The organism is Paraburkholderia sp. PGU19 (genome assembly GCF_013426915.1).
In the GTDB taxonomy this organism is placed as follows: domain Bacteria; phylum Pseudomonadota; class Gammaproteobacteria; order Burkholderiales; family Burkholderiaceae; genus Paraburkholderia.
The window spans coordinates 184,350-205,756 of record NZ_AP023183.1; the positions used below are offsets into that span (position 1 = coordinate 184,350).

19 protein-coding genes and 2 pseudogenes are annotated in these 21,407 nt (G+C 61.6%); 14 read left to right on the forward strand and 7 right to left on the reverse strand.

What is annotated here, in order from left to right; genetic code table 11:
- Window positions 1–39 precede the first annotated feature (39 nt).
- The 3 genes and pseudogenes from H1204_RS47850 to H1204_RS47860 form a co-directional block, all read left to right on the forward strand.
- Entirely contained in the window at window positions 40–384 is a 345-nt protein-coding gene (locus tag H1204_RS47850; protein ID WP_061151644.1) for a cupin domain-containing protein, read from the forward strand.
- A 223-nt stretch (window positions 385–607) separates the two neighbouring features.
- Window positions 608–2,035 (forward strand): ISKra4 family transposase, encoded by a 1,428-nt coding sequence (locus H1204_RS47855; RefSeq protein WP_180736802.1) that lies wholly within the window; start codon window positions 608–610, stop codon window positions 2,033–2,035.
- A gap of 580 nt (window positions 2,036–2,615) precedes the next feature.
- Window positions 2,616–3,136, forward strand: a pseudogene (locus H1204_RS47860) (trehalose-6-phosphate synthase); the annotation flags it as partial.
- A 79-nt stretch (window positions 3,137–3,215) separates the two neighbouring features.
- On the opposite strand, the gene H1204_RS47865 reads toward H1204_RS47860, so the two are convergent.
- Complete coding sequence (locus H1204_RS47865; protein ID WP_180736803.1) at window positions 3,216–3,665, reverse strand: SET domain-containing protein-lysine N-methyltransferase; 450 nt, start codon at window positions 3,663–3,665, stop codon at window positions 3,216–3,218.
- Between the two features lie 336 nt (window positions 3,666–4,001).
- Between H1204_RS47865 and H1204_RS47870 the strand changes: the two genes are divergently transcribed.
- Window positions 4,002–4,280 (forward strand): HU family DNA-binding protein, encoded by a 279-nt coding sequence (locus H1204_RS47870; RefSeq protein WP_180736804.1) that lies wholly within the window; start codon window positions 4,002–4,004, stop codon window positions 4,278–4,280.
- 26 nt (window positions 4,281–4,306) lie between these two features.
- Here the strand turns inward: H1204_RS47870 and H1204_RS47875 are convergent, their stop codons facing one another.
- The 4 genes from H1204_RS47875 to H1204_RS47890 all read right to left on the reverse strand — a co-directional run bounded on the left by H1204_RS47875 (window position 4,307) and on the right by H1204_RS47890 (window position 6,681).
- Window positions 4,307–4,591 carry a hypothetical protein gene (locus tag H1204_RS47875; protein ID WP_180736805.1) on the reverse strand — a complete coding sequence of 95 codons (285 nt, stop codon included), beginning with the start codon at window positions 4,589–4,591 and terminating at the stop codon, window positions 4,307–4,309.
- On the reverse strand, window positions 4,591–4,944 hold the full coding sequence (locus H1204_RS47880; protein WP_180736806.1) for a hypothetical protein: 354 nt from the start codon (window positions 4,942–4,944) through the stop codon (window positions 4,591–4,593). The genes H1204_RS47875 and H1204_RS47880 overlap by 1 nt, the downstream gene beginning before the upstream one ends.
- 94 nt (window positions 4,945–5,038) lie before the next feature.
- Window positions 5,039–5,308: a DUF1488 family protein gene (locus H1204_RS47885; protein ID WP_180736807.1), complete on the reverse strand. Its 270-nt coding sequence runs from the start codon at window positions 5,306–5,308 to the stop codon at window positions 5,039–5,041.
- A gap of 128 nt (window positions 5,309–5,436) precedes the next feature.
- Window positions 5,437–6,681, reverse strand: a complete 1,245-nt coding sequence (locus H1204_RS47890) for a tyrosine-type recombinase/integrase (protein ID WP_180736808.1) — start codon at window positions 6,679–6,681, stop codon at window positions 5,437–5,439.
- Between the two features lie 197 nt (window positions 6,682–6,878).
- Between H1204_RS47890 and H1204_RS47895 the strand changes: the two genes are divergently transcribed.
- From H1204_RS47895 to H1204_RS53170, 7 genes and pseudogenes are all read left to right on the forward strand, one after another.
- On the forward strand, window positions 6,879–7,982 hold the full coding sequence (locus H1204_RS47895) for a DNA-binding protein (RefSeq protein ID WP_180736963.1): 1,104 nt from the start codon (window positions 6,879–6,881) through the stop codon (window positions 7,980–7,982).
- Window positions 7,979–8,221 carry a hypothetical protein gene (locus H1204_RS47900; protein ID WP_180736367.1) on the forward strand — a complete coding sequence of 81 codons (243 nt, stop codon included), beginning with the start codon at window positions 7,979–7,981 and terminating at the stop codon, window positions 8,219–8,221. The genes H1204_RS47895 and H1204_RS47900 overlap by 4 nt, the downstream gene beginning before the upstream one ends.
- Before the next feature lie 23 nt (window positions 8,222–8,244).
- Window positions 8,245–9,135 carry a hypothetical protein gene (locus H1204_RS47905; protein WP_243469199.1) on the forward strand — a complete coding sequence of 297 codons (891 nt, stop codon included), beginning with the start codon at window positions 8,245–8,247 and terminating at the stop codon, window positions 9,133–9,135.
- 75 nt (window positions 9,136–9,210) lie between these two features.
- A complete protein-coding gene (locus tag H1204_RS47910) occupies window positions 9,211–9,600 on the forward strand; it encodes a hypothetical protein (RefSeq protein ID WP_180736810.1) in 390 nt (129 codons plus the stop codon).
- A 245-nt stretch (window positions 9,601–9,845) separates the two neighbouring features.
- Window positions 9,846–11,246 (forward strand): ATP-binding protein, encoded by a 1,401-nt coding sequence (locus tag H1204_RS52870; RefSeq protein ID WP_180736811.1) that lies wholly within the window; start codon window positions 9,846–9,848, stop codon window positions 11,244–11,246.
- Between the two features lie 198 nt (window positions 11,247–11,444).
- A pseudogene (locus H1204_RS47920) lies at window positions 11,445–12,734 on the forward strand (NAD-dependent succinate-semialdehyde dehydrogenase); the annotation flags it as partial.
- A 26-nt stretch (window positions 12,735–12,760) separates the two neighbouring features.
- Window positions 12,761–12,910: an aldehyde dehydrogenase family protein gene (locus H1204_RS53170; protein WP_346015828.1), complete on the forward strand. Its 150-nt coding sequence runs from the start codon at window positions 12,761–12,763 to the stop codon at window positions 12,908–12,910.
- Between the two features lie 255 nt (window positions 12,911–13,165).
- Here H1204_RS53170 and H1204_RS47925 read toward each other — a convergent pair whose 3' ends face one another.
- The gene (locus tag H1204_RS47925; RefSeq protein WP_180736368.1) at window positions 13,166–13,477 is read right to left on the reverse strand and encodes a hypothetical protein; all 312 of its coding nucleotides are present in this window, start codon (window positions 13,475–13,477) and stop codon (window positions 13,166–13,168) included.
- 559 nt (window positions 13,478–14,036) lie between these two features.
- Between H1204_RS47925 and H1204_RS47930 the strand changes: the two genes are divergently transcribed.
- The 3 genes from H1204_RS47930 to H1204_RS47940 are packed head-to-tail and all read left to right on the forward strand — an operon-like array spanning window position 14,037 to window position 18,654.
- Complete coding sequence (locus tag H1204_RS47930; protein ID WP_180736812.1) at window positions 14,037–15,275, forward strand: serine hydrolase domain-containing protein; 1,239 nt, start codon at window positions 14,037–14,039, stop codon at window positions 15,273–15,275.
- A 49-nt stretch (window positions 15,276–15,324) separates the two neighbouring features.
- A complete protein-coding gene (dacB, locus tag H1204_RS47935; protein WP_180736813.1) occupies window positions 15,325–16,980 on the forward strand; it encodes a D-alanyl-D-alanine carboxypeptidase/D-alanyl-D-alanine-endopeptidase in 1,656 nt (551 codons plus the stop codon).
- A 45-nt stretch (window positions 16,981–17,025) separates the two neighbouring features.
- Window positions 17,026–18,654 carry a D-alanyl-D-alanine carboxypeptidase gene (locus H1204_RS47940; RefSeq protein ID WP_180736814.1) on the forward strand — a complete coding sequence of 543 codons (1,629 nt, stop codon included), beginning with the start codon at window positions 17,026–17,028 and terminating at the stop codon, window positions 18,652–18,654.
- Window positions 18,655–19,530: 876 nt separating this feature from the next.
- On the opposite strand, the gene H1204_RS47945 is transcribed toward H1204_RS47940, so the two are convergent.
- Window positions 19,531–20,460, reverse strand: coding sequence for a lipid A biosynthesis lauroyl acyltransferase (locus H1204_RS47945; RefSeq protein ID WP_180736815.1), 930 nt, complete (start codon window positions 20,458–20,460; stop codon window positions 19,531–19,533).
- Window positions 20,461–21,407: the final 947 nt, after the last annotated feature.

Genomic DNA, 21,407 nt, shown 5'->3' on the forward strand with positions numbered 1-21,407 from the left:
TAAGGTGTTGGACCCCTTATCCGATCGTTTGGAATTGACATGTCCGATTTCATAACTGTTTTGCGCGAAACCTGCCCGATTCCGGTCCTTGACGCCACCAAGTGGAAGCGCATCGGCGGCGATCCACACACCGTGAACCTCAACGCGTACCTCTCCAAGGACGGCAGCAAGATCATGGGCACCTGGATCTGCACACCGGGCAAGTTCGAGGTGAACTACGAGAAATGGGAGTTTTGCCACTTTCTCGACGGCTACTGCATTATCACGCCGGAAGGCGAGGAGTCGGTGCACCTGAAGGCCGGCGACGTGTTCGTGATTGAACCCGGCATGAAAGGGACCTGGGAGGTGGTGGAGACTGTGCGCAAGTACTTCGTCTTCGCCTGACGATACCGCGGTCCTCGGCTCGTTCCGACGGCTGCTCAACTGTTTGCGTTGCGCGGCTCAACCGGGACGCGCCCGTCTTCGCTAGTTCCACTTGCGTCGTCAATGCCGGCGAGCCGTAGATGAGAGCGTGCAGAAGTTGGGAGGCTCCCAAGGGGGCCGTTCGGTGGCGGCGCCGGTTTCACTTCAGGTAGGCTTACCAGTCTCGCAACGGCGGGAGCTAGCCATGCGGTTGATCATCGAAGCAAGGTTGGTCGACGGAGACAGTGACACAGTCGAGGAGGGCGACGGAGTTCTGGCCGTCATTGAGCGCCCTGATTGCAGTCTTGCCGAACTCGGCCTGACTCTCGCGGAAGGGCGGTCGCTGCTGGCGAAGGTGCAGGCCGAGCTCATTTCGAAACAAGTTCAATGGTGGCTCCCAAGCCAGACCTGTTGTCAGAAATGCGGTGCGGCCTTGAGCCACAAGGACAGTCGCTCGACGGTGCTGCGCACTGTCTACGGCAAAGTAACCGTGAAGAGTCCGCGGCTGTGGTCGTGTGCTTGCCAGGAGACAGCGCAGACGCCGCAGCGCGTGGTGCATCCCCTGTCCAGAGCGCTCATCAGGCGCATCACCCCGGAACTGGTATACCTCGAGGCGAAGTGGGCGGCTCATTTGCCTTACAGACATGCCGCGGCCATGCTCAAGGAAGTGCTGCCGCTGGACAAGGGCATCTCGTCGAGCGGCATCTGGGATCGGATTCTTGACCTTGGAAATCAGCTCGACGCAGATATCGAGCGTGACATCGCGCAGCTGCCCGGGTGTGTTGCAGACGATCAGGTTCGCGAATCTAGCCATGTTGCCTCAGTGAGCGTCGACTCGGCATGGCTGCGAAATTGCGACTTCCGGACGGACGCTAGCTGCCACGTGAACATTGTTGCCGGCCGGGCGACGTTCAAGGACGGTCCTCCAAAACTGTACGCGTATGTGCACAAGGAAGTCACCTCGGCTGCAGCTCGACTCGATCAGTTCCTCAGCCGGAACGGTGTGGCGATCGACGAACGCGTGACCGTGATCAGCGATGAAGGCAGCAAGCTGGCTCGCGGCCGAATACTTGACTGGTTCCACATCGCGATGAAGTTCCGGGCGGCGCAGCGTTCCGTGTTTGGGAGCAACGTGATCGACTCCATGGAAAGGGAATCGGTGGAGGACGAGATCAATCATGCGAAGTGGCTGGTCTGGCATGGAAAGGGCAGTAAGGCACTGGAGCGAATCAAGGCACTGGACAGTCGGCTGCTGTCGAGGGAGGGATACGAATTCAAAACGTTGTGGTGGAACCTGAATAACGTTTCCAGTTACCTGAGGAGCAATGCGCGCACGCTGGTCAACTGCGGTGCCCGCCATCGCAAGGGCCTGCCGATTAGCAGCAGTATCGCGGAGTCAGCGGTGAACCACGTTGTCAGCTACCGCATGGCCAAGAAGCGACAGATGCGCTGGACAGACGAAGGGGCGCATTGCCTGGCGCAGGTACGGGTTGCGGTTTTGAACGGCGAATTCTCACCTCGTCGCATCTCGGAGCTGAAGACTGCTGCCCGGAGTTACGGCAAGTCCAACGGACCAGTGGCGGAAGGCTGGCGCCAGCCAGCGGACCGGGCTAAGTGCGCAACCATGCAGTAGAACGAGGAATCCTAAATAAATCGAGATTTCCCCACTTATTGCGCGCTCTTGTGATAAGCGTTTGAATTGTTGGTGCTTTTTTCCGGGCGATGGGTTGGACGCTCGTAGTGACACAATTCCAGGCGCAACGGAGACAGATTCCCTTCGTTATACGCTGGCCGGGGTGGCAGAGGCGGCAACCATCGGCTCGTGACACAGGCCCGGCGTCTGCGGCACCTGTCCTTCGGTCGCCATAGCCGTAGCGAACGGCCCGCAACGCCGCACGCAGGTACTTTTGGCCGGCCCGGTGTTGCGTGCCAGCCCTCTCTGGCTGAGACCCGCGGGCATTCTCGCGGAATGCGGTTTCTGGCCGATGCAATCAGGCTGTTATCACATAAAGCGGGACCCGTTCTCACGTAAAGTGCTCCCACTGCGTCCCGATATTCTCAGCTAATGTGGTTCTACAGACCCCGATGTAATCGGTTCCCGCGTCGGAAGTTATTGAGCCGTTACACCTTGCCGTGGCAAGTCCGGGCGATGTTGCACCTTGTGTGGCTCCCGCCCGCTTCGCCTTCGCGGCCCACAACAGGAGGAATCATCCGTGAGCCGCCTTGTCGTCGTTTCCAACCGCATCGCCGATCCCCGCAAACCCGCTGCCGGTGGACTCGCGGTGGCCGTGCGGGAAAGCCTGCAGCAGACCGGGGGCTCTGGTTTGGCTGGAGCGGCAGGATTCAGGACGAAGCGGTCACCGACCCTGCAAGGCAAGGCCAGCTTCACTTCCAGTCTGCCGGCGAAGTGACGCTGGCGACGCTGGATCTGAACCGGGAAGATCACGACGCGTACTACCTCGGTTACGCCGACGGCGTGCTGTGGCCTGTGTTCCACTATCGCCTGGACCTGGCCAATTTTGATACCCGCTTCGCCGCGGGCTACCGGCGGGTGAACCGGTTGTTCGCGCAGAAGCTGCTGCTGTTGCTCAAGCCTGACGATCTGGTCTGGGTGCACGATTACCACCTGATCCCCCTCGCCGCCGAACTGCGCGCACTCGGATGTGGTAACCGCATCGGCTTCTTCCTGCATATTCCGATGCCGCCGCGCCTGATCATGGCGGCGATTCCGGAGCAGGGGCGATGCAAACGGTATTGCCGACATGCAAGCTAGCTATCGCCACCCAGCCATGGGGGCATGAGCGACGCCGCATTTACTTCGCTGTCGTTTCACTGCCAAGCATTGATCTGCGGCAGGCGGAATGGCCGCAATGACAAGCGTACTGGGCACGGATGTCTTCGGTCATCTCGCCGTCGATCGCGAGGCCGTAGTCGATGAAAAGTTCGTCGCCAGGCCTGATGCCGGTGAGTGCGTGGATGAAGACGCGATCGCCCGTCTCGATCGCCTCGCAGTTGGGTGTGCACGCATGGTTCAGGAAGCGGGCGCTGTTCCCGTCTCGACTGCCATCGATGACGCGGCCGTCAGACAGACCAAACACGAACGTATGGCCGGCCTCCGATCGCTGGCGTGCGGCGGCACGCCGCCAGCTGGTCAATTCACCCTTGTACTCGATGAGCCGCTCGCCTGCCGCGAGCGGCCGAAGCGCAAACAGTCCCTTGCCATGCACGGAGGAACGTCGCGCGGTGATACGTCGCAGTCGCATTGTTTCGTTTCCCTTCGATACGTCTCTGTCTTCGTCATTCCCGTTAAGGTGCGAAGCATATCGCTGCCCTCGTGCGTATTCAACGATTCACATCGCATTGTGTGCAATTATGTGCAACTAACGGTCTGGGATTTATCCCTGCCTGCCCGGCTTCGCCACAACCCGGCGGGCAGAGGCAGCCGGATGGATCGTCCGCGCGAGGAAGGGTGTGCGCGGCGCAGAAGACGCGGCGATGCCTTTCCAAAGCCTGGCGGGTTGCCGGATGCGGTACAGCTGCGATAGGGTAAGTGTCCTGTCCCGCAATGCGCGGGCATTTTTATCAGGGAGAGCTCTTACATGAACAAACAGGAACTCATCGATGCGGTCGCCGCCGGCACGGGTGAAAGCAAGGCCAGCACGGGTGAAGCCATTGATGCCATCCTCGAGGCCGTGACGGCTGCCGTCACACGTGGCGATACCGTTCAGCTGATCGGCTTCGGTTCCTTTTCGACCGGCGCCCGTGCCGAACGCACGGGCCGTAATCCGTCGACAGGCGCGACCATCACGATTCCGGCAGCGAAAACCGTGAAGTTCACCGCGGGCAAGGGGTTCAAGGACGCCGTCAACGCTGCCTGAACCATTGCTCATGCGCGCGGAGCCAGTCACTGGACCGAACCTGCCAGTTGCGTTCGCAACTCACGCGCTGCCTGCTCAAGCAGATCGGGCATAAGCAGCTGCGATTCAAGCGGTCCTGCCACGCAGTATTCACCATTGCCTGCGGCATTGATTACGACCATGGCTACACACGCCGCACCCGTTGCATCCCGAACCAGGCCGGCAAGCATGCTGAACTGACCGGGGCTGCCTGGAGTGTGTGCGGTGACTTTCGGCTTTCCGTCACTCATGTTTCCCTCCATGATGCCTTTTGAAAAAGCGGCACCGGTCATCACTTCACGTGACGCATGCGGGACGCGCTCATGTCATGAATCTCGCGAACGACTGCTTGCCGGTAATCAAGGCGCCACCCGTCGGTGGACAGGGGGGCCAGCATTTTTTCCGTTGCGAGTTTGAAGGCCGCCTGGGCCTCGGGCGCCAGGTCGGCCGCCGCGCGAACAATTGCGAGACGTTCCCGCCAGTCACATCGTGCGCTATTGGCACTCATCCGGATGCGAGCGAGTTCGACCAGGTGAACGGTCTTGAGCCAGTCTCCCGTTATCGCCATGGCCACGAGTTCGCCGACGACGAGATAGCAGAGCATCCCGGCGCGGGCGTCATCGTCGAAGTTTAGAAGTACTGACATGATGTCACCAGGACATGCGGACCTTCTGGCCACAATAAAGGCACCGTTTGTGCAGATTGTCGTCGAGCGGCTGGCCAGGCGTCGCTTTGAGCCGTCAGGGGCGCGCGAAATCGTCCGGCGTCAGTTCGAGGCGCGCGGCCGGATGGGCGAGCAGTTTGCGTTCGGCGATCGCCCGGATGCGACCGTACCCGTCGCGGAAGGTCTTCATGATCCGCGCGTCACTGGCCCGGGGTTCGAGCCAGAAGTACGCTTCCAGCGTCGCGATCGTGATCACGCATTCGACCGTGCTGTTCCGGTGCACAAGGCCAAACGCCACGCCGCGGTGATTCGCCAGTACCTGCGGTTCAAGGTCGAGGGTTTCCATAAGCGGCAGGGGCAACACTTCAAGGTGCGTTGAACGGATTCTTGCATAGCCGATGCTGTTTGAATATCGGGTGGCCGTCCTGTGCTGCGCCGGGGCGCCGGAATTCCCGGTTCAAAAACATACTGGCCTCACCAGTCGATGCGGTGTTTCTCGTCGGTCTCATGATGCCGGCGATCGTCGTCGACATGCAAATACAGACTCGTGGTGCTCAGCGACGCATGGCCGAGGTTGTCGCGCACGAGCCGCAGATCCACCTGCTGGTCGGCCATGTGTGAACCGGCCGTATGCCGCAGCCAGTGCGCCGAGGCCTGCTGCAGCAGGTCCGCACGGGCCGCGAAGGCCTCGCCCCGTTCGCGCAATCGCCCGGCGGCGCCCGCGAACACGTCCTTGACGATCGTGTGCAGCGCGGCCCGGGTCAGCGGCCGGTGTGACGGGCCTTCCGTTTTCGTCCGGGGCGATGCCGTTGTGCTGCCGATCGGGAGGACGAGCGGCGTCGTCTCGTTGGGTGAGGGCAGGGCCGTCATCCCCAGGGACTGGCGGTAACGCGACAGTTCCGTCATCAGTTCGCGCGTCGCCGGCACGAGGCGATCTTTGTCACCCTTGCCGTGCACCGTCAGCCACCAGCGCATCGTGCCATCGGCATCGCGCCGCACGAAGAACTGGCCCATCGTGTTGCCGCCGGCCTCGGCGATGCGCAGCCCGCCCAGATACAGCAGCGTGAACAGCCACCGTACGCGCTGGTAGTGCGCACGCTCGCGCGCCGTGTCTTGCGGCATCGACGCGATGAAGTCCTTCACCTCCTGCCACAGGCCGGGCTCGAGATAACGGGTGATGCGCGGGGCGGCCTTGCGGGTGCGCTGGCGCGAGAGCGCGAGCGGGTTGCCGGCCAGATAGCCAGCCTGCACCAGCCACGAAAACAGCACGTTCAGGATCACCATCGCCTGCCGGAGGCTGGCCGGTGAGAGCGGGCCGTGAAAGGGCCGCCAGCGCGCGTCGTCGCGCGGATGCTTGCGGCCGCCGCCCGCGCCGGCGTTGGCAACCCAGGTGGCGGCGGGCTGCGGATCGGCGAGGAAGCGCTGGTAGCGCAGGCAGTCCTCGTGCGTGAGCGAGGAGAGCGGCTTGCCCAGCTGCACGAGCGACCACAGGAGCAGCCGCTCGGCTTCCTTGCGGTAGCTGTCGAACGTGGTCTGTTTGTCGGCGAAACGCGCGAGCCACGCGCGGATCGCGTCGAGATCGTTCGCGGCGGCGAGCTGCGCGTGGCCGCCCGTCGCGCGGTTGGTCCCCGCGTGGCCGTCGAGTGCGGCCGGAACCACGAGCCTTTCCAGCGGGGTGGGGTGCACCAGGACCAGGTTGGCTGACGGCGGCGTGGACATGATGGTGAGCTTTTCCGGGAACGGTGAGCGTTTGCGGGAGCCGGACCGGCAGTGATTTGACCCCATAAATTTGCCGGACAGGGTATGGGTGATATTTACAACATTATGGGGTTAATGTCAAACTAATGCTCGCCAGTAATTGGATATGGTGTGTTTTACGTTGTATTATTGACTTATTAAAACGTCTTTCCATCTCCATGTCCGGTGACCTGTCCGTTTCTGTTCCGTCCGCCATTCCACCCGGTCTGCCGTCCGATGAGGCGCGGCTCGCGGCCGACATCGGGCGCCTGAAGGCGGAATTCCCGAACACGCGCGCGCTGTACCGCGAGGTCTGCGCGCTGCTGTTCTTCCGCTTCGGGCAGGCGCCGACCGCGAACCGCCTGTATCAGCTGGTGAGGCGTGGCAGCATGGGCACGCCCGCCGCGGTGCTCGGGGAGTTCTGGGCGGAACTCCGGGAAAAGAGCCGGGTGCGCATCGAGCACCCGGACCTGCCCACCGATCTGCGGGACGCCGCGGGGGAACTGGTCGCGACGCTGTGGACGCGCGCGACCGCTTCCGCGCAGGCGGAACTCGACGCGCTGCGCACGGAAGTGGAGGGCGAGCGCACCGAGGCCGAACAGCGTGTCGAGGCCGCACGGGGCGAACTGGAACGGACGGAAATGGCACTCGAGCAGCGCACCGCGGCGCTGCTGGCCGCGCAGGTCGAGGTCCGCGAACTGGAGAAGGCGCAGGCCGAGGGCCATGCGGCACGGCAGGGGCTGGAGGCCGAACTATCACGGTTGAAAAGCGAGGTGGCGGCGCGCGACCGCGAACTGGTCCAGGTGCGCGAAGGTTTCTCGCGCGATCTCGAGAAGTTGCGCGAGACCGCGGAGCGCGCCGAGGAGCGCCTGCGTGCGACCGAAAAGCGCGCACTGCTCGAGATCGATCGCGAACGGGGCGTCGCCGCGAAGCTGCAGAAGGAAGTCGACGAAACCACGAAGCGGGCCGACCGGCGCGAGGCCGACCATCGCCGCGCGGTCGAGGCGCTGCAGGCGCAACTCGGTGACGCACGCCATCAGGCGGGCGTCCTGCAGGGGCGGCTCGACGCCGCGCAGGCGACGAACGTGACGCTGCAGCAGCAGCTGGCGGCCCGGCGCGACGTGGATGACTCCGCAGGCCGGCCGGCCCGCGCGAAGTCCGCCGCGGCACGTCCGGCCGCGACCCGCCCGGCGCGGACACCGGGTCCGGCGCGCAAGATCCCGGCCGCCTCCATGCCATCCGGCAAGACGGCGGCACGCCGCAAGAAGCGGGGCCAGGCATGATGGAAAACAGCAGTCGCCCGCGGAAGGGACAAGCCGGGCGAGCAGGGCGAAACCGCCGCAATGCCCCGCCCTGTCCGCCGATCGGCGCGTTGATGCGCTACGGCGAGCGGACCGTGCGCGTCATCGCCGAAGCGAGCGGCCAGCGCGTGATCATCGAGTCGGTGGATGAAGACGGTCGCACCTTCCGCAGCACGGTGAAGTGGGCTAATCTGGCCCGTCTCGAAGGGCAACTTTTCTGAAGGCGGTGACGATGCAGCCGACCATGCAGCAGCTCGATATCTTTGCCGACAGCCGCGACGTGATGCTGCGCAATGATGTGCTGGAGCAGTTACAGCAGCGTAACGCGACGGCCGCGCGCACGGCACTGGAACGGCTGGCCGCCGAATATCCGGGCGACGGCGCGCTGTCCGCGATGACCGCGCTGGTCCGGGATCTCGGAAGCGGATCGACAGCACCGTTTGCTGACCACGCAGCGCTGGCCAGCGCGCGCCGTCACCTCGAGGACGAGGTGGTGCCGGCTGCCCGGCGGGTGCTGCCCGCCCAGACTGTTCACGCGTGGCTCGCACCGTGCTGGCGAGCGCTCGCCGCGCGCGCGGCGACCCTGGCGTTTCGGGGCACGGATGCGGTGAATCATGCTGCGCCGCTATGGCTGCTGGCCGGCGACTGGGCAGCAGCGCGCGAAGCGGTCGAGGGTATTGAATCGTGGTGGCGCATCCCGGCACCGCTCGCGTGGATGACCGAGGCGCGCTACCGGGCGGCCGGACTGGATGCCGCGTGGCCACTACTCGCGGAGCTGGCGTGGCTGGCGCCGGCGCGGTTCGCGGCGTTGCTGTCCGCGCTGGGCGACGCTTCCCTCGACACTCTGCGCAGACGGTTCGATGCGGCGTTTCCCGGCACGGGCGAGGTCGACGACTATGCCTGGTTCCCGGCGTGGCTGCTGGTGGGCAAACCGGCGCTCGCGGGCCGGCTCGGCGAGGCGCGCGTGCAGCGTAACCGGGCGGCGTCGCGCGCGACGGCCCTGCTGGGCGAGATCCTGCGACGCGAGCACGAAGGCGACCAGCACGAACTGGTGAACCTGCGGCAGGAATTCAGCCGGCTGCACGCAGGCCTGTTCGACACCTATATGGCGACGCGGAAAGTGCAGCACCGGTGAGCATGACGATCAGCGGCTGCGCTCGACGCTGACGTCGTCGTCGCAACGTACCGTCGGCCGGCGGGTGGAGGGGATATGACATTGAAGGCGCACTGGTACCGGGACAAGCTCCTTAAAAGAAGTCGGAAGGGCTATTGCGGCTACCCGGTCGCAACGGTTGCCTTCTATGGGCCCGACGACACGCGGGCAACGAAGGTGTCGGTCGCCATCATCGCTGACGAAGGTACGGACGCCGATCCCGTTGAGCGGTGGTTCTGTCAAACCGCCGATGCGAGAACCGATCCGGAAATCACTGAAGCCATTGTCCGGTTTATCGAACAGCAGGGCGCCCGATCGGTGGTCGCCGTCGATCGAATCATCGGGTGTCCGCATGAGGAAGGCATCGACTATCCGGAAGGCGAAACCTGTCCGCGGTGTCCGTTCTGGAGCAACCGCGACCGGTGGAGCGGCGAGATCATCAGATGAGTCTGAATTGGGCGAGGTCGCGGCTCAAGGGGCAGGTAGCCACCGAATCCGGACAACCGTATTTCCCTCATGTGGCGCTTCGCGGCAGTGCGGGAGGCACCACTTTATCCACACCTTGCGGGGCCCGATAGTCCTGAATTCGTGTTCCTGGCGAATCCGGCCAATTGCGATGCCACGGGTTGGCGGCCACAATTCAGTCACAACATCAGGCACCTGGTGTCTTGTTCACTGACATTGGTGGACCTATGGTTTCACTTCAGGATCTACGCGAGATACCGCTCTTTGCGGACCTGTCCGAACAGCGCCTGCAGTGGCTGCAGGCGAACCTCGAGGACATGCGCGTCGGGGCAGGTGCAGTCCTTCGCAGCGAAGGCGAGACGTTTCAGGGCTTCTTTGTCATCCTGGACGGCGAAATTGTGGCGAGCAGACTGCTCGACGGGCAGCAGATGCCGGTCCATCGATATGCTGCGCCAGGTTTCTGTGGTGCGGTGCCGTTGCTCGCGGGGACGCCCTCACTGACGACGCTCAACGCCGAAACCGACAGCCATCTGGTCCGGCTCTCCGAGCCGGTGTTCCGCGAGTTGCTTGCATGCTGCGACTCTTTCAGCAAAATCATCTTTCGCGCAACGGCCGAGCGCCTCACTAACCTTGAAGCATTGTTGCGCACGCGAGAGAAGATGGCCGCATTAGGGAAGCTGGCGGCCGGCCTTGCACACGAGTTGAACAATCCTGCCGCAGCACTGGCGCGCACGACAGACCGCGCAAACGAGGTTCGCGAACTTCTGGATGAATCGCTTTACGCCCTCAGCCTCAGCGCGATTCCCCATGAGGCAATCAAAGTCATTCATGCCTTGAGCACGCGTGCGTGCGCCGCGGCGAGACAGACGCCTGGGGACGACCTGGCGAGAGGCATTGCGGAAAGCAGGCTGGGCGACTGGCTGGCTGCCCATGGGGTCGAAAAGCCATGGCTGGTGGCACCCGCCTTGATCGCGGGCGGGATTGTGCGTGAAGACATCGCACCACTTGGCGAAAGTCTCTCTCCGGACCAGTTTAACGTCAGCATCCGTTGGCTCGGTGCGACGATCGAACTGCGCGCGCTGCTGAAGGATGCGACCTGGAGCGCAACGCACATTTCTGGCATGGTCAAGGCGCTCAAGTCATACGCCTATATGGACCAGGCGCCGCAACAGGAGGTAGACATTCACGATGGCCTCGAGGATACGCTCGCCGTCATGCGCCACCGGCTCATCCAGTCGGTCGCTGTAAGACGCGAATACGATCGAAGCCTGCCCCGTCTTCAGGCGTACGGCAGCGAACTGAATCAGGTATGGACCAATATTATCGACAATGCGGTCGACGCCATGGAAGGCCGGGGCGACCTTGTCATCTCGACGCGCCGTGAGGGCGACTACGCGGTGGTTGAGTTCACTGACAGCGGTCCTGGTATCCCGCCGGAGAATCAGTCGCGGCTGTTTGAGCCGTTCTTTACCACCAAGCCGGTCGGCCAGGGTACGGGCCTGGGCCTCGACATTGCCTATCGCATTGTTGTCAATCGGCATGGTGGAACGATTCTCGTCAGTTCGCAGCCGGGCGCGACAACGTTTCACGTACGCTTACCCCTTCCGGTGCAAGGAATTACCAGGTAGAAGGGCCCGCCAGGGCGGGGGCTGAATCCGGGCCTGCGAATATGGCCGAAGAGAGTGTTTATAGTGTGTCGATGCGCTTCGACACTTCCGAAGCGACAGCCGCCCCAGAGATCGTTGGCGCGGTCGCATTCGAGCCGGAGCGGAGACAGAAGCGAGATAATCAACGTAGCTAATTCCCATCGAAACGTAGCAATCTGAATGCAGGGGCTGCCCGTGAAGCTACAGTGCGCAAGTCTTTTCGAACAATCAGCATACGTTGGTGGTGCCTGGGTCGACAACACATCCCTGCCAAGGGTGCCGGTCACCAATCCGTCGACTCACGAAGTCATTGGCTCGGTGCCCCAGGTGACGGACGGGCAGATCGACGAGGCGGTCGCCTGTGCAACCACAGCCTTCAACGACTGGCGCGAATGGAGTGGCCGCGAGCGTGCCCTGGTACTGCGCGAATGGGCGCGTCTGGTGGAAACTCATCGCGACGACCTGGCCATTATCCTGTGCAGCGAACAGGGCAAGCCACTCCACGAGGCCCGCGCGGAAATCACGCAAGCCGCCAACTACCTCGACTGGTTCGCCGAAGAGGCGCGAAGGATTTACGGCGACAATCTTCCGGCACCTCGCCGCAACCAGCGAATCCGCGTGCTGCGGCAGCCGGTGGGGGTCTGCGCGGCGATGACCACCTGGACGTTTCCATCGTCAATGGTGGCAAGGCGTGTAGGGGCGGCTCTGGCCGCGGGGTGTGCTGTCGTACATCATCCTGATCCACAGACGCCCTTTTCGGCGCTGGCGCTTTGCGTGCTGGGTGAGAGCGCCGGATTGCCACGCGGAGTTCTGTCGGTTCTGACAGGAGAAAGCGATACCGTCAGAAGCGCGCTGGTCTCGCATGCGGACATCAGGAAGGTCTCCTTTACGGGCTCCATTGAAGAAGGCAAACGGCAGATGGCGCTATGTTCGGCTACGGTAAAGAAGGTGTCGCTGGAACTGGGCGCCAACTGCCCCTTCATCGTTTTCGATGATGCAGACATTGACCTGGCGGTCAAAGGTGCCATCGACGCGCGCTTTCGACATTCCGGGCAGGCGGCCATGTGCGCAAACCGGTTCTACGTGCACACGGACGTGTATGAACGCTTTGTAGCCCGACTTGTGGCGAAAGTCTCAACACTCACCATGCGTGACGGGATGGCCGAGGGGGCGCAGATTGGCCCGCTCATCAGTGAGACAGCCGTTGCACGACTTGAAAGCCTGGTGGACGAGGCGGAGCAGGCGGGGGCAACTGTTGCCATTGGTGGCTCGCGCCTGACGATCGGGTCAAACTTCTTTCTACCAACTGTACTGACGGGCGTCCGTCCGGAAATGGGCGTGTGCGGGGACGAAGTCCTGGGACCAGTCGCGAGCGTGCTCCGGTTCAAGCATGAGGATGAGGCGATTGCCCTTGCGAACAACACGCGAACAGGCCTGGCGGCGTACTTTTACACAACGGACATCCGACGTGCGTTCAGGGTCATGGAGGCACTTGAATGTGGTGTGGTTGGTGTCAACGACAGTCTGGTCTTCAACGAAGTTGCCCCTTTGGCGGGATCAAGGAATCAGGAATCGGCCGGGAGGGGGCGCATTCGGGAATCGAAGAATATCTGGAACCAAAATATGTCTGCTTTGGGAATCTCTGACGGACGTTGGTGCTGCATTGTTTGGTCTTGCGAACAAGGGTGGGGTTCGATGGAATCGTTATTGAGGAATGCAGATGGTGCACGAACGGGGCAATGCGCGACGCTGTTATTCACATGTGTGAGTTTGCTTACAAAACCCGGGCGTTATCAAAAGAAAACTTATTGCAATAGCACGGTTTTGTTTCCTGTCTTCCAAAAAATTACGCTCGCGCTCACACAAGTAAAATTGTAGCTAAATTTCAACAAAAGTTGTACCTACCCGCGAGCGTTATCGTCGTGCGCGTGCTTTTGCTGCATATATGTCAGAATTGGCCATCCGGCTTGCAAATTGAGACTGGCGAGCACCGGGTTGCCGAGATTGATCGACGCGCGCAGCCTGCCAGTCGGTGCCAGCGCCGCGACGATGGCGGGATCGACGGACGCCGTGCCAGTATCCGGTGCGCGCTTCTCCGCGAACGCCGCGGGGGATGACGTGCACGCCGTGAGCATCGGGAGCGCTGCGAGTGCGAGCGTGATTGCGCTGAGTCGCAGCGCACGGCCGCCACGCGTGAAAAAAGCCATCACCATGTTTCTTCCTGAAAGATGACCGTTGCCTCGCGTCGGGTCGGATCACGACGCTGCACGCAGCGATGAGAGTGAACGACAAGTAGCTTATCGTGTCGATCGCGTTCCGGCCTGTGAACGGGATTGCCGTGAAGCCTCGCCGAGGGACGATCAACGTTTTTATGTGGCACAGCGCACATACGGAACCGGAATCCTGTTTGCCGTTTCTTTTATCAGATATTCAAGTTGGCGATATCAGACAGTGCCTTCTAAAATAAAAAGTGACTGCCGAATACGCGTAATTATCGTTGTGCCGTAATCCGCCAATAATTAGCTCAGTTCGCCAGTGCAGCAAATAATTTCTTCGTAAAGCGCATGCATATTGGGAGAGTAGCTCCTATACTCATTCACGAGATTACGAAAGTTGCACATGCATCGATTTTGGATTTGACATATTGCCGGTGATATTTTGAGTTCAGCGTTTCAATTCAGGTCATCCGGATAATCGACAGATCAATTGACATAATCAACCTGTCGATGCGAAGCACAGGAAGCACTGCGGTAAGGTCGTAAGGAATAAACGATGGCTCTCGTCCGCCTGTTTTCGCAATCGCGATCGATGTTCGCGATTGGCGCTGCTGTTTCTGGCTTGCTGATTGTCCTGTCGCTTTCCGCGTGTGGTGGCTCTTCGTCTGGCGAGCCGGCGTACGTCACCGCGTCACGCATGCAGATCAACCAGTTTCTCGACACGACCTTGACGCCTGGCGCCGTGGTGTATGTGCAATCACCACAGGGCAACTGGCTCGAATCGTTTGGCACCGCGCAGCGCGGCACCAGCACGCCGATTCCAGTGAATGCGCACTTCCGCGTCGGCAGCGTCACCAAAACGTGGACGGGCACCGTCATCCTGCAACTCATACAGGAAGGCAAGCTGAATCTGAGCGACCCCGTCAGCAAGTTCGTGCCGAACGTGCCCAATGGCGACGCAATCACGATCCAGCAACTGCTGGCAATGCGCAGCGGTCTTTTCAACTACACGCGCGACCTCGGCTTCAACCAGACGCTCGACGCGCAGCCGGACAAGATTTGGACAACAGCCGAAATGCTGGCCATCGCGTTCAGTCATCCCGTGGATTTCGATCCCGACACCTCGTTCGGCTACTCGAATACGAACACCGTGCTGCTCGGCATGATCATCGAGCAACTGACGGGCATCAGCGCTGCCGATGCCATCCGGACGCGGCTCTTCGCGCCGCTCGCCACGACCGATACGTACCTGCCCGCGCAGACGGATTCGTCGCTGCCCGTACCGTCGCCGCACAGCTATCTGTGGGGCACCAATGCGGAGACGGCTACCAATCCCTCGCTATCTCCCGCGCGCCAGGCCGCTGCGAAGGACGGCACGTTGCAGCCGACGGACGTGACGAACGCGAGCCCGTCGTGGGGCTGGACAGCGGGCTCCGGCATTTCGACCATCAAGGAACTGGCTGCGTTCGTGCAGCGCATGGTCGGCGGCGCCTATCTGAATGCCGATCTCCAGTCGAAGCGCCTGTCCACCTGTACCGCGCTCACGCCGTCCGATCCGAACTCACCGGCCTACTGTCTTGGCGTCGCGAAGTTCGGCACGTTCTACGGGCACAACGGCCAGATCAACGGCTTCAACACCTTCATGGTGTACGACCCGACTACGAATACGACAGTCGTGACGTGGGCGACGACGGCGGACACACCCGATGGCCGCGGGCCCGCCGATGCGATCGCGCGCATCGTGATCACGGAGCTGGGCAAGGCGGTGGACGTGGTGGACGAAGACCAGCCTTGAGCGGCGCCTTTCATTCGCAATATACATAACCAGCCGGGAGACCTCTGGGATGAACGCGACAATCGATCGGAAGCACACACGCTGGAGCATCATCGCGTCGGCGTTGATGCTGGTCTCGTGCGGCGGCTCGGATCATCCGAGTACGGCCGTTCCCGACGCGATCACACAGATCATGCAAAAGCCTGCTTACTCGAATGCCACGTGGGCGATGCAGGTTGTCGATCTGGATACGGGCCGCGTGATCTACGATCTGAATTCGGGTTCGCAGGTGTTCATCGCTTCAGTGCGCAAGCTCTTTTCGACGGGCAACGCGCTCGACATGCTCGGCGCGCAGTACAAACACGTAACGCCTGTCTACAAGCAGGGCGCCGTCGATGCCAATGGCGTGCTCACCGGCAACCTGATCATGGTGGCGAGCGGCGATCTGACGATGGGCGGTCGCGCCAATGCGGACGGCACCATCGCGCTGAGCGCGTTCGATCACAACGAAGCCGACGGTCTCGGCAACGCCATCCTGACTACGCCCGATCCGTTGGCAGGATTCGATGCGCTTGCGGCACAGGTGGCGGCCGCGGGCATCAAGACCGTCAACGGCGATGTCGTGATCGACGATCGTCTTTTCGACGCGTTTCCCTTCCGCGAAGAAACGGGTTTCAACGTCACGCCAATGCTGGTCAACGACGACGTCGTCGATATGTCGTTCAGTTCGAGCGCGGACGGAACTGTGCTTCCGTTCACCTACCGGCCGGTCTCCGCAGCCTTCTCGGTACAGTCGACATTGAAAACGGACTCGACGACCACGGCATTCGCCGTCGAATTGACGCCCGATGCGACGAAAAACGAAGTGCCACAATGTTTCGGCCAGTCGAACTGTTCCGGCGAGGTGTCGGGCACGGTGCCCACCGTCGTGCAGCCTCCGCTGACCAACGCCTATCCGCTGATACGCACGTTCCGCGTCAGCGCGCCGTCTACCTATGCGCGTACGGTATTTATCGAGGCGCTGGCGCGCTCAGGCGTGGCGGTTAGTGCGGCCGCCGTCGGCACGAACGACGTGAGTTCGCTGCCCGCGCAGGGTTCGTATTCGAGCGCCCAACAAGTGGCCCAGCTCACCTCCGCGCCGTATGCGCAGGACATCCGCTTCGTCAATAAGGTCAGCTATAACATCGGCGCGGACGTGACGCTGATGCTGTACGGACTCGCGAAGAACGGCTCGCGAACCATGGCCAGTTCGCTGGCGACGGAACAGCAGGAACTGTCAACGACCTTCAAGATCGCACCAAACCAGTATCACTTCATCGATGGAAGCGGCGGCGGCGACACGACCGCGAACGCCACCGCCGTCATCGCGTTGCTTCGCGGCATGCGCCTGATGCCCGACTACGCAGCGTACGTCGATTCGCTGCCTTTCCTCGGTGTGGATGGTTCACTCACCACCGTCACCAACTTTGAAGCGGACCCGACGCTCGCAGGCGCGAAGGGCAAGGTGTACGCGAAGACGGGTACCTATGTCGGCCTGAGCACGACGACACCGGCCGTGCCGCTACTCAAGGCACAGGCGCTCGCCGGGTATGTCGACGCGACGAGCGGCCATCGTCTCGCGTTCTTCCTGTCAGTGAACAACGTGGCATTCGAGGGTTTCGACACGGTGCTGAACGCGTTCCAGGACGAAGGCATGATCGCGGCGCAGATCTGGAAGCTGCAATGATGTCAAGGCCCGCTCCATTTGCCTGAACCTGTCGAAAGGAATGCCATGCGTGCAACGCTTACGGTTCTTCTGGCATCGGTCGCCTGCTGTGTGCTCGTCGCGAGCTGCGGGAGCAGCGACGACGGCGATCCGATTGCGCAGATCATGAGCAAGCCGCGATATACGAGCGCGAAATCGCAATGGTCGATGGTCGTCATGGACGCGAACACGGGGCAGGTGCTCGACGCGCTCGACCCCGACATGCTCGTGCTGACGGCATCGGTGCGCAAGCTGTATTCGGTGGCGACGGCGCTGAACGTGATCGGCGCGGATCACCGCTTCGTCACACCCGTCTACCGTACCGGCACGGTCGACAGGTCCGGCAAGCTGACGGGCAATCTGATCCTGCAGGCATCCGGCGATCTGACGTTCGGTGGCCGGCAGAAGCCCGACGGCACCGTCGACTTCACCGATTTCGACCACAACGACGCGCGCGGTTTCGGCGGCGCGATTCTCACGCCCGAAGATCCGCTCACTGCGTTAAACGATCTGGCGCAACAGGTGAGGGCGTCGGGTATCACGGCCGTGGATGGCGACGTGATCATCGACGACCGGTTGTTCGACGCGTTTCGCGTGCCGAATGGCAATGTGCTGATCTCGCCGATCGTCATCAACGAGAACGTGATCGACGTGACGCTGACACCGGGCGCATCCGTTGGCGCAGCGGGCGTGCTCGACTGGCGGCCGCGCACCAGCGCGATGACGATGCAAGGCACGTCCGTGACGACGGCGGCGAACAGCACGAGTGACATCATGGTCTCCGGCGATGCGCTGAACGAGGCGCCGCTCTCGTGCCTCGCGGCGCCCGGCTGCATGGGCACGCTGTCGAGCAAGGAGAGTCTCGATGCACCCGCAACGATACCGCTCGGCTTCGTGTCGCCGCTCGTCGGCAATGGCCTCTACGTGAGCATTCTGCGCGTCGAGGATCCGCCTTCATTCGCGCGCACTGCGTTTATCGACGCACTGGCACGCGCGGGCGTCAGCGTGTCTGCGCTCGCCGTGCAGCCGAACCAGACGGCCGCCTTGCCGCCATCGCAGGACTACTCGGGCGCGACACAGGTCGCGAGCTATACCTCGATGTCGTACTCCGAATTCGCGAAGCTCGTGCTGAAGGTCAGTCTGAACACGGGTGCGAATCTGAGCCTGATGTACCAGGGGCTTGCGCAAGGCGTGCGCACTGTCGGCGATGCACTGGCCACCGAACGTCGCTATCTGACGGGCACGCTCGGCCTCGACGGTGCGGGCTTCAACTTCCCCACCAACGGCAGCGGCACGCCGGATAGCCAAGCGACCGCTCGCACGACTGCCACGCTGTTGACTGCCATGAGCCGTTTGCCCGTTTATCCCGTGTATCACGACGCGCTGTCGATTCTCGGCGTCGATGGATCGCTTGCGGCTGTGGGCAAGAACGTGGTGGGCAAGGAGCATATCTTTGTGAAGAGCGGCGCGACCATCAACAGCGCGGGCGAGATGGTCGCGATGAACATGGCGGGCTACATCGACGCGAAGAGCGGCCGGCGGCTCGCTTATGCGCTGTTCGTCAATAACGCGGGGCCGCTGACTGCACTGTCGGACACGCTCGACGTGTTTGACGATGAAGCGATGATATTGGGGATTCTTTACGCGAGGTATTGAGGGTATGGTTGGCATTAACCTGAGTGGAACCAGTGGCTGCTCGTCACGGCTCCTGATGCCAGTTCATGCGCCGCACGCCTGGTCTTTCAGATTGGCGACCTGTCAAACATCCGCCGCCTGTTCTTCGCGAGCATTGAGAAGGCGGTCGCCCGACCTGCGCCCGAAAAAATCTTCCGTGCGATCGGATGCGAGCCAGTAAGGGGTATTCGTCCTTTTCATGGTGCAACACGTGTCGCACCACGGATCGAACGAATACCTCAACAAGCACCTTGACAGACTGAGCAATGCGCTGAATGTTGCCGCAGTTGACGAAGTTCCACCCGCGCTTGCCGGCGATACCAGCGCGACCCTGACTACATCATTCAATGGTCTTTTGAAGGCGGGACCATCCGAATCAAATCAGGGTTTTCATGCGGTAGCACTGCAGGTCGCTCGAGATCACACCTTTTGACGTCGCCGCAGTGGGCTGATCTGGCGCAGTATGTCGCCACCTATGAAAGGCATTGAATATGTCGGAAGTCAATCTATGGTGCCAACCGTTGACGGGGCAGGTCGTCGGCCATTCCCGTCATTCGGGTGTCCACATTGGTAAGGCGGCTACGGGCCGCTTTCCCGACATTGGCATATCGGCGGTCGCAAATGCCTTATGCGCCGAAACCGAACGCGTACTCACGACCCACTCCGGCCATTGGGACTAGCGCGGGGCTAACGGCGGCTTGCAAGTGGCCAACGGTCGTTCGTGCGCCGAAGGGGTGGCCTTTATGGGTCTGCGTTATTGTTCTCGACGATAAGGCCTGCCAGGCGCAATGACAGGAAACGCGAGCGCCGAGCGAGCCCGCAACGTCGCAGGGCCACGCCCCCCGTGACAGAGGCCGTCTAATACACGCCTGGTACGCCCGGTGGACGGTTCTTGAAGCGTCGATGCACCCAGTAGTATTGCTCTGGAAACCTACGTATCTGCGTTTCAAGAAATTCGTTGATTCGACGTGCATCGAGCGTGTCGCTCGCCGATGGAAAGTCGCCCAGCGGCTCGAAGATGGTGAGCTTATATCCCTGGTAATCTGGTAGCACCTCGGTCACGAATGGTACAACCCGTGCCTGGGCGAGCCTGGCAAGGCGCGATACCGACGTGAGCGTGCACGCGGGAACGCCAAAGAACGGCACAAAAACAGAGTTGTGTACGCCGTGATCCATGTCCGCAGCGAGCATGACCGGCTTGCCTGAGCGTAGCAACCCAACGATCTTCTTGGCACTCGTTGACCGTTCAATCATCTCCGCGCCAAATCTGCCGCGTTGTCGCTTCGCCAGGTCGCATAGACGCGCGTTTGACATCCGCGTGTACAGTGAAGCTGCGGGCAACTGCGTAGAGTAGAGTATGCAGCCCACCTCGATGCTCACAAAGTGAAAGCCCAGAAAGATGGTCGGTGGAGCATTCCTGTCTTCCAGATCGATTCGACTTTCGATGCGCACCAGCTTCAGTAGCGACTCCGCGCTGCCAAACCATTGAATGCCTCGTTCGACATAGCTTCGAATGACATGGCGAAAGTGGTTTCTCGCAAGCTCATCGTAGTCGGCTTCCGACTTGCCCGGAAAGCACAGACGCAGATTGACAAGCACGATATGTTTCCGGGAGCTTGGAAGCGTGTACAGCATTGCACCGAGCGCGCTGCCAAGCCGCGCGACCAAGCCATAGGGAAGAACCGCAAAGAGGCGCAGCAGCGCGACAATGGCAACAAAGCCTGATCGCTCCAGGATAGTTCCCTGCTTGCGAGCGTCGTCGGCCGCAATTCGGATAGTTTTCGGCATTGATGGCCAATGATGTTTGCTGGACGACGTACCGTGGACGGCAGAAGGAGCGAAAACGTCAAGATCGCATCGCCATCGTATTGTCTGCGTTCGTGGCGCAGCGATTTCAAACAAGGACCGCACGCGCTACTTTTTGACAGGCTAGCTACCCTGGCACCATAGGTGTTTCTCCCGGGTGAAGCCAATTGTGCAAGCGATAGGTTGTAAGTAGGCACGCGATACGGGCCCCACTCGCGCCTCAAGGCGAAGCATCGGCACGCGAAGCATAAACTCTGGCGGGACGGTGCTTCGAGCTCGAATGGAGCCGAATGTGACTGACTGGGGCGCGCTAGGCTCGTGGATGTATCACGAGCGATAGCCGGACAGGAAAGCGCGCCCCCTTTTTCCGAAGGACGATGCGGAGCTGCACCGGCTTTTCTACCTGCGGACCGGCTGGTTTCTCGATTACAGGTCGCCGGTCGTTTAGCGTGTCCACGCACTTTGCGCTGCATATCTAAACGCGTGATAGTTGCGCAGTCGAACCGGGCGTCGATCCACATCTGGCTGGAAACTGAAAGCAGCCGTTCTGCTGACTGTAATTCTTGGGCGCCAGACCGATGGCGATAAAGCCGGCCGCGGGGATGATGACCGGAACGAGCCCGAGATGACGAGAAGAACTGTCTCGGTGAACTGGTTCAGCAGCGAACCGCCATGTCCGAAAGACTGTCGTAGCCCGGGGCGTATGCGAGCCCATGCTCAGTTTTTGGAACTCCTTCCGGTGAAGGGGGCTTCTGCCCATGCCCTCGGCGGCGGCCGTCGTCTATGCTTCTTGCATTGATCACGTCATACGGCAACGGAGGGGACCATGAGCCGCTGCTTTGCATGTGAAACCTTGGTAGGCATGCCTTCTTCTGTCGCCCCACACGCGTCACTGCAGCGGATCAAGGCGCCTATCATCGGCGCGCCTG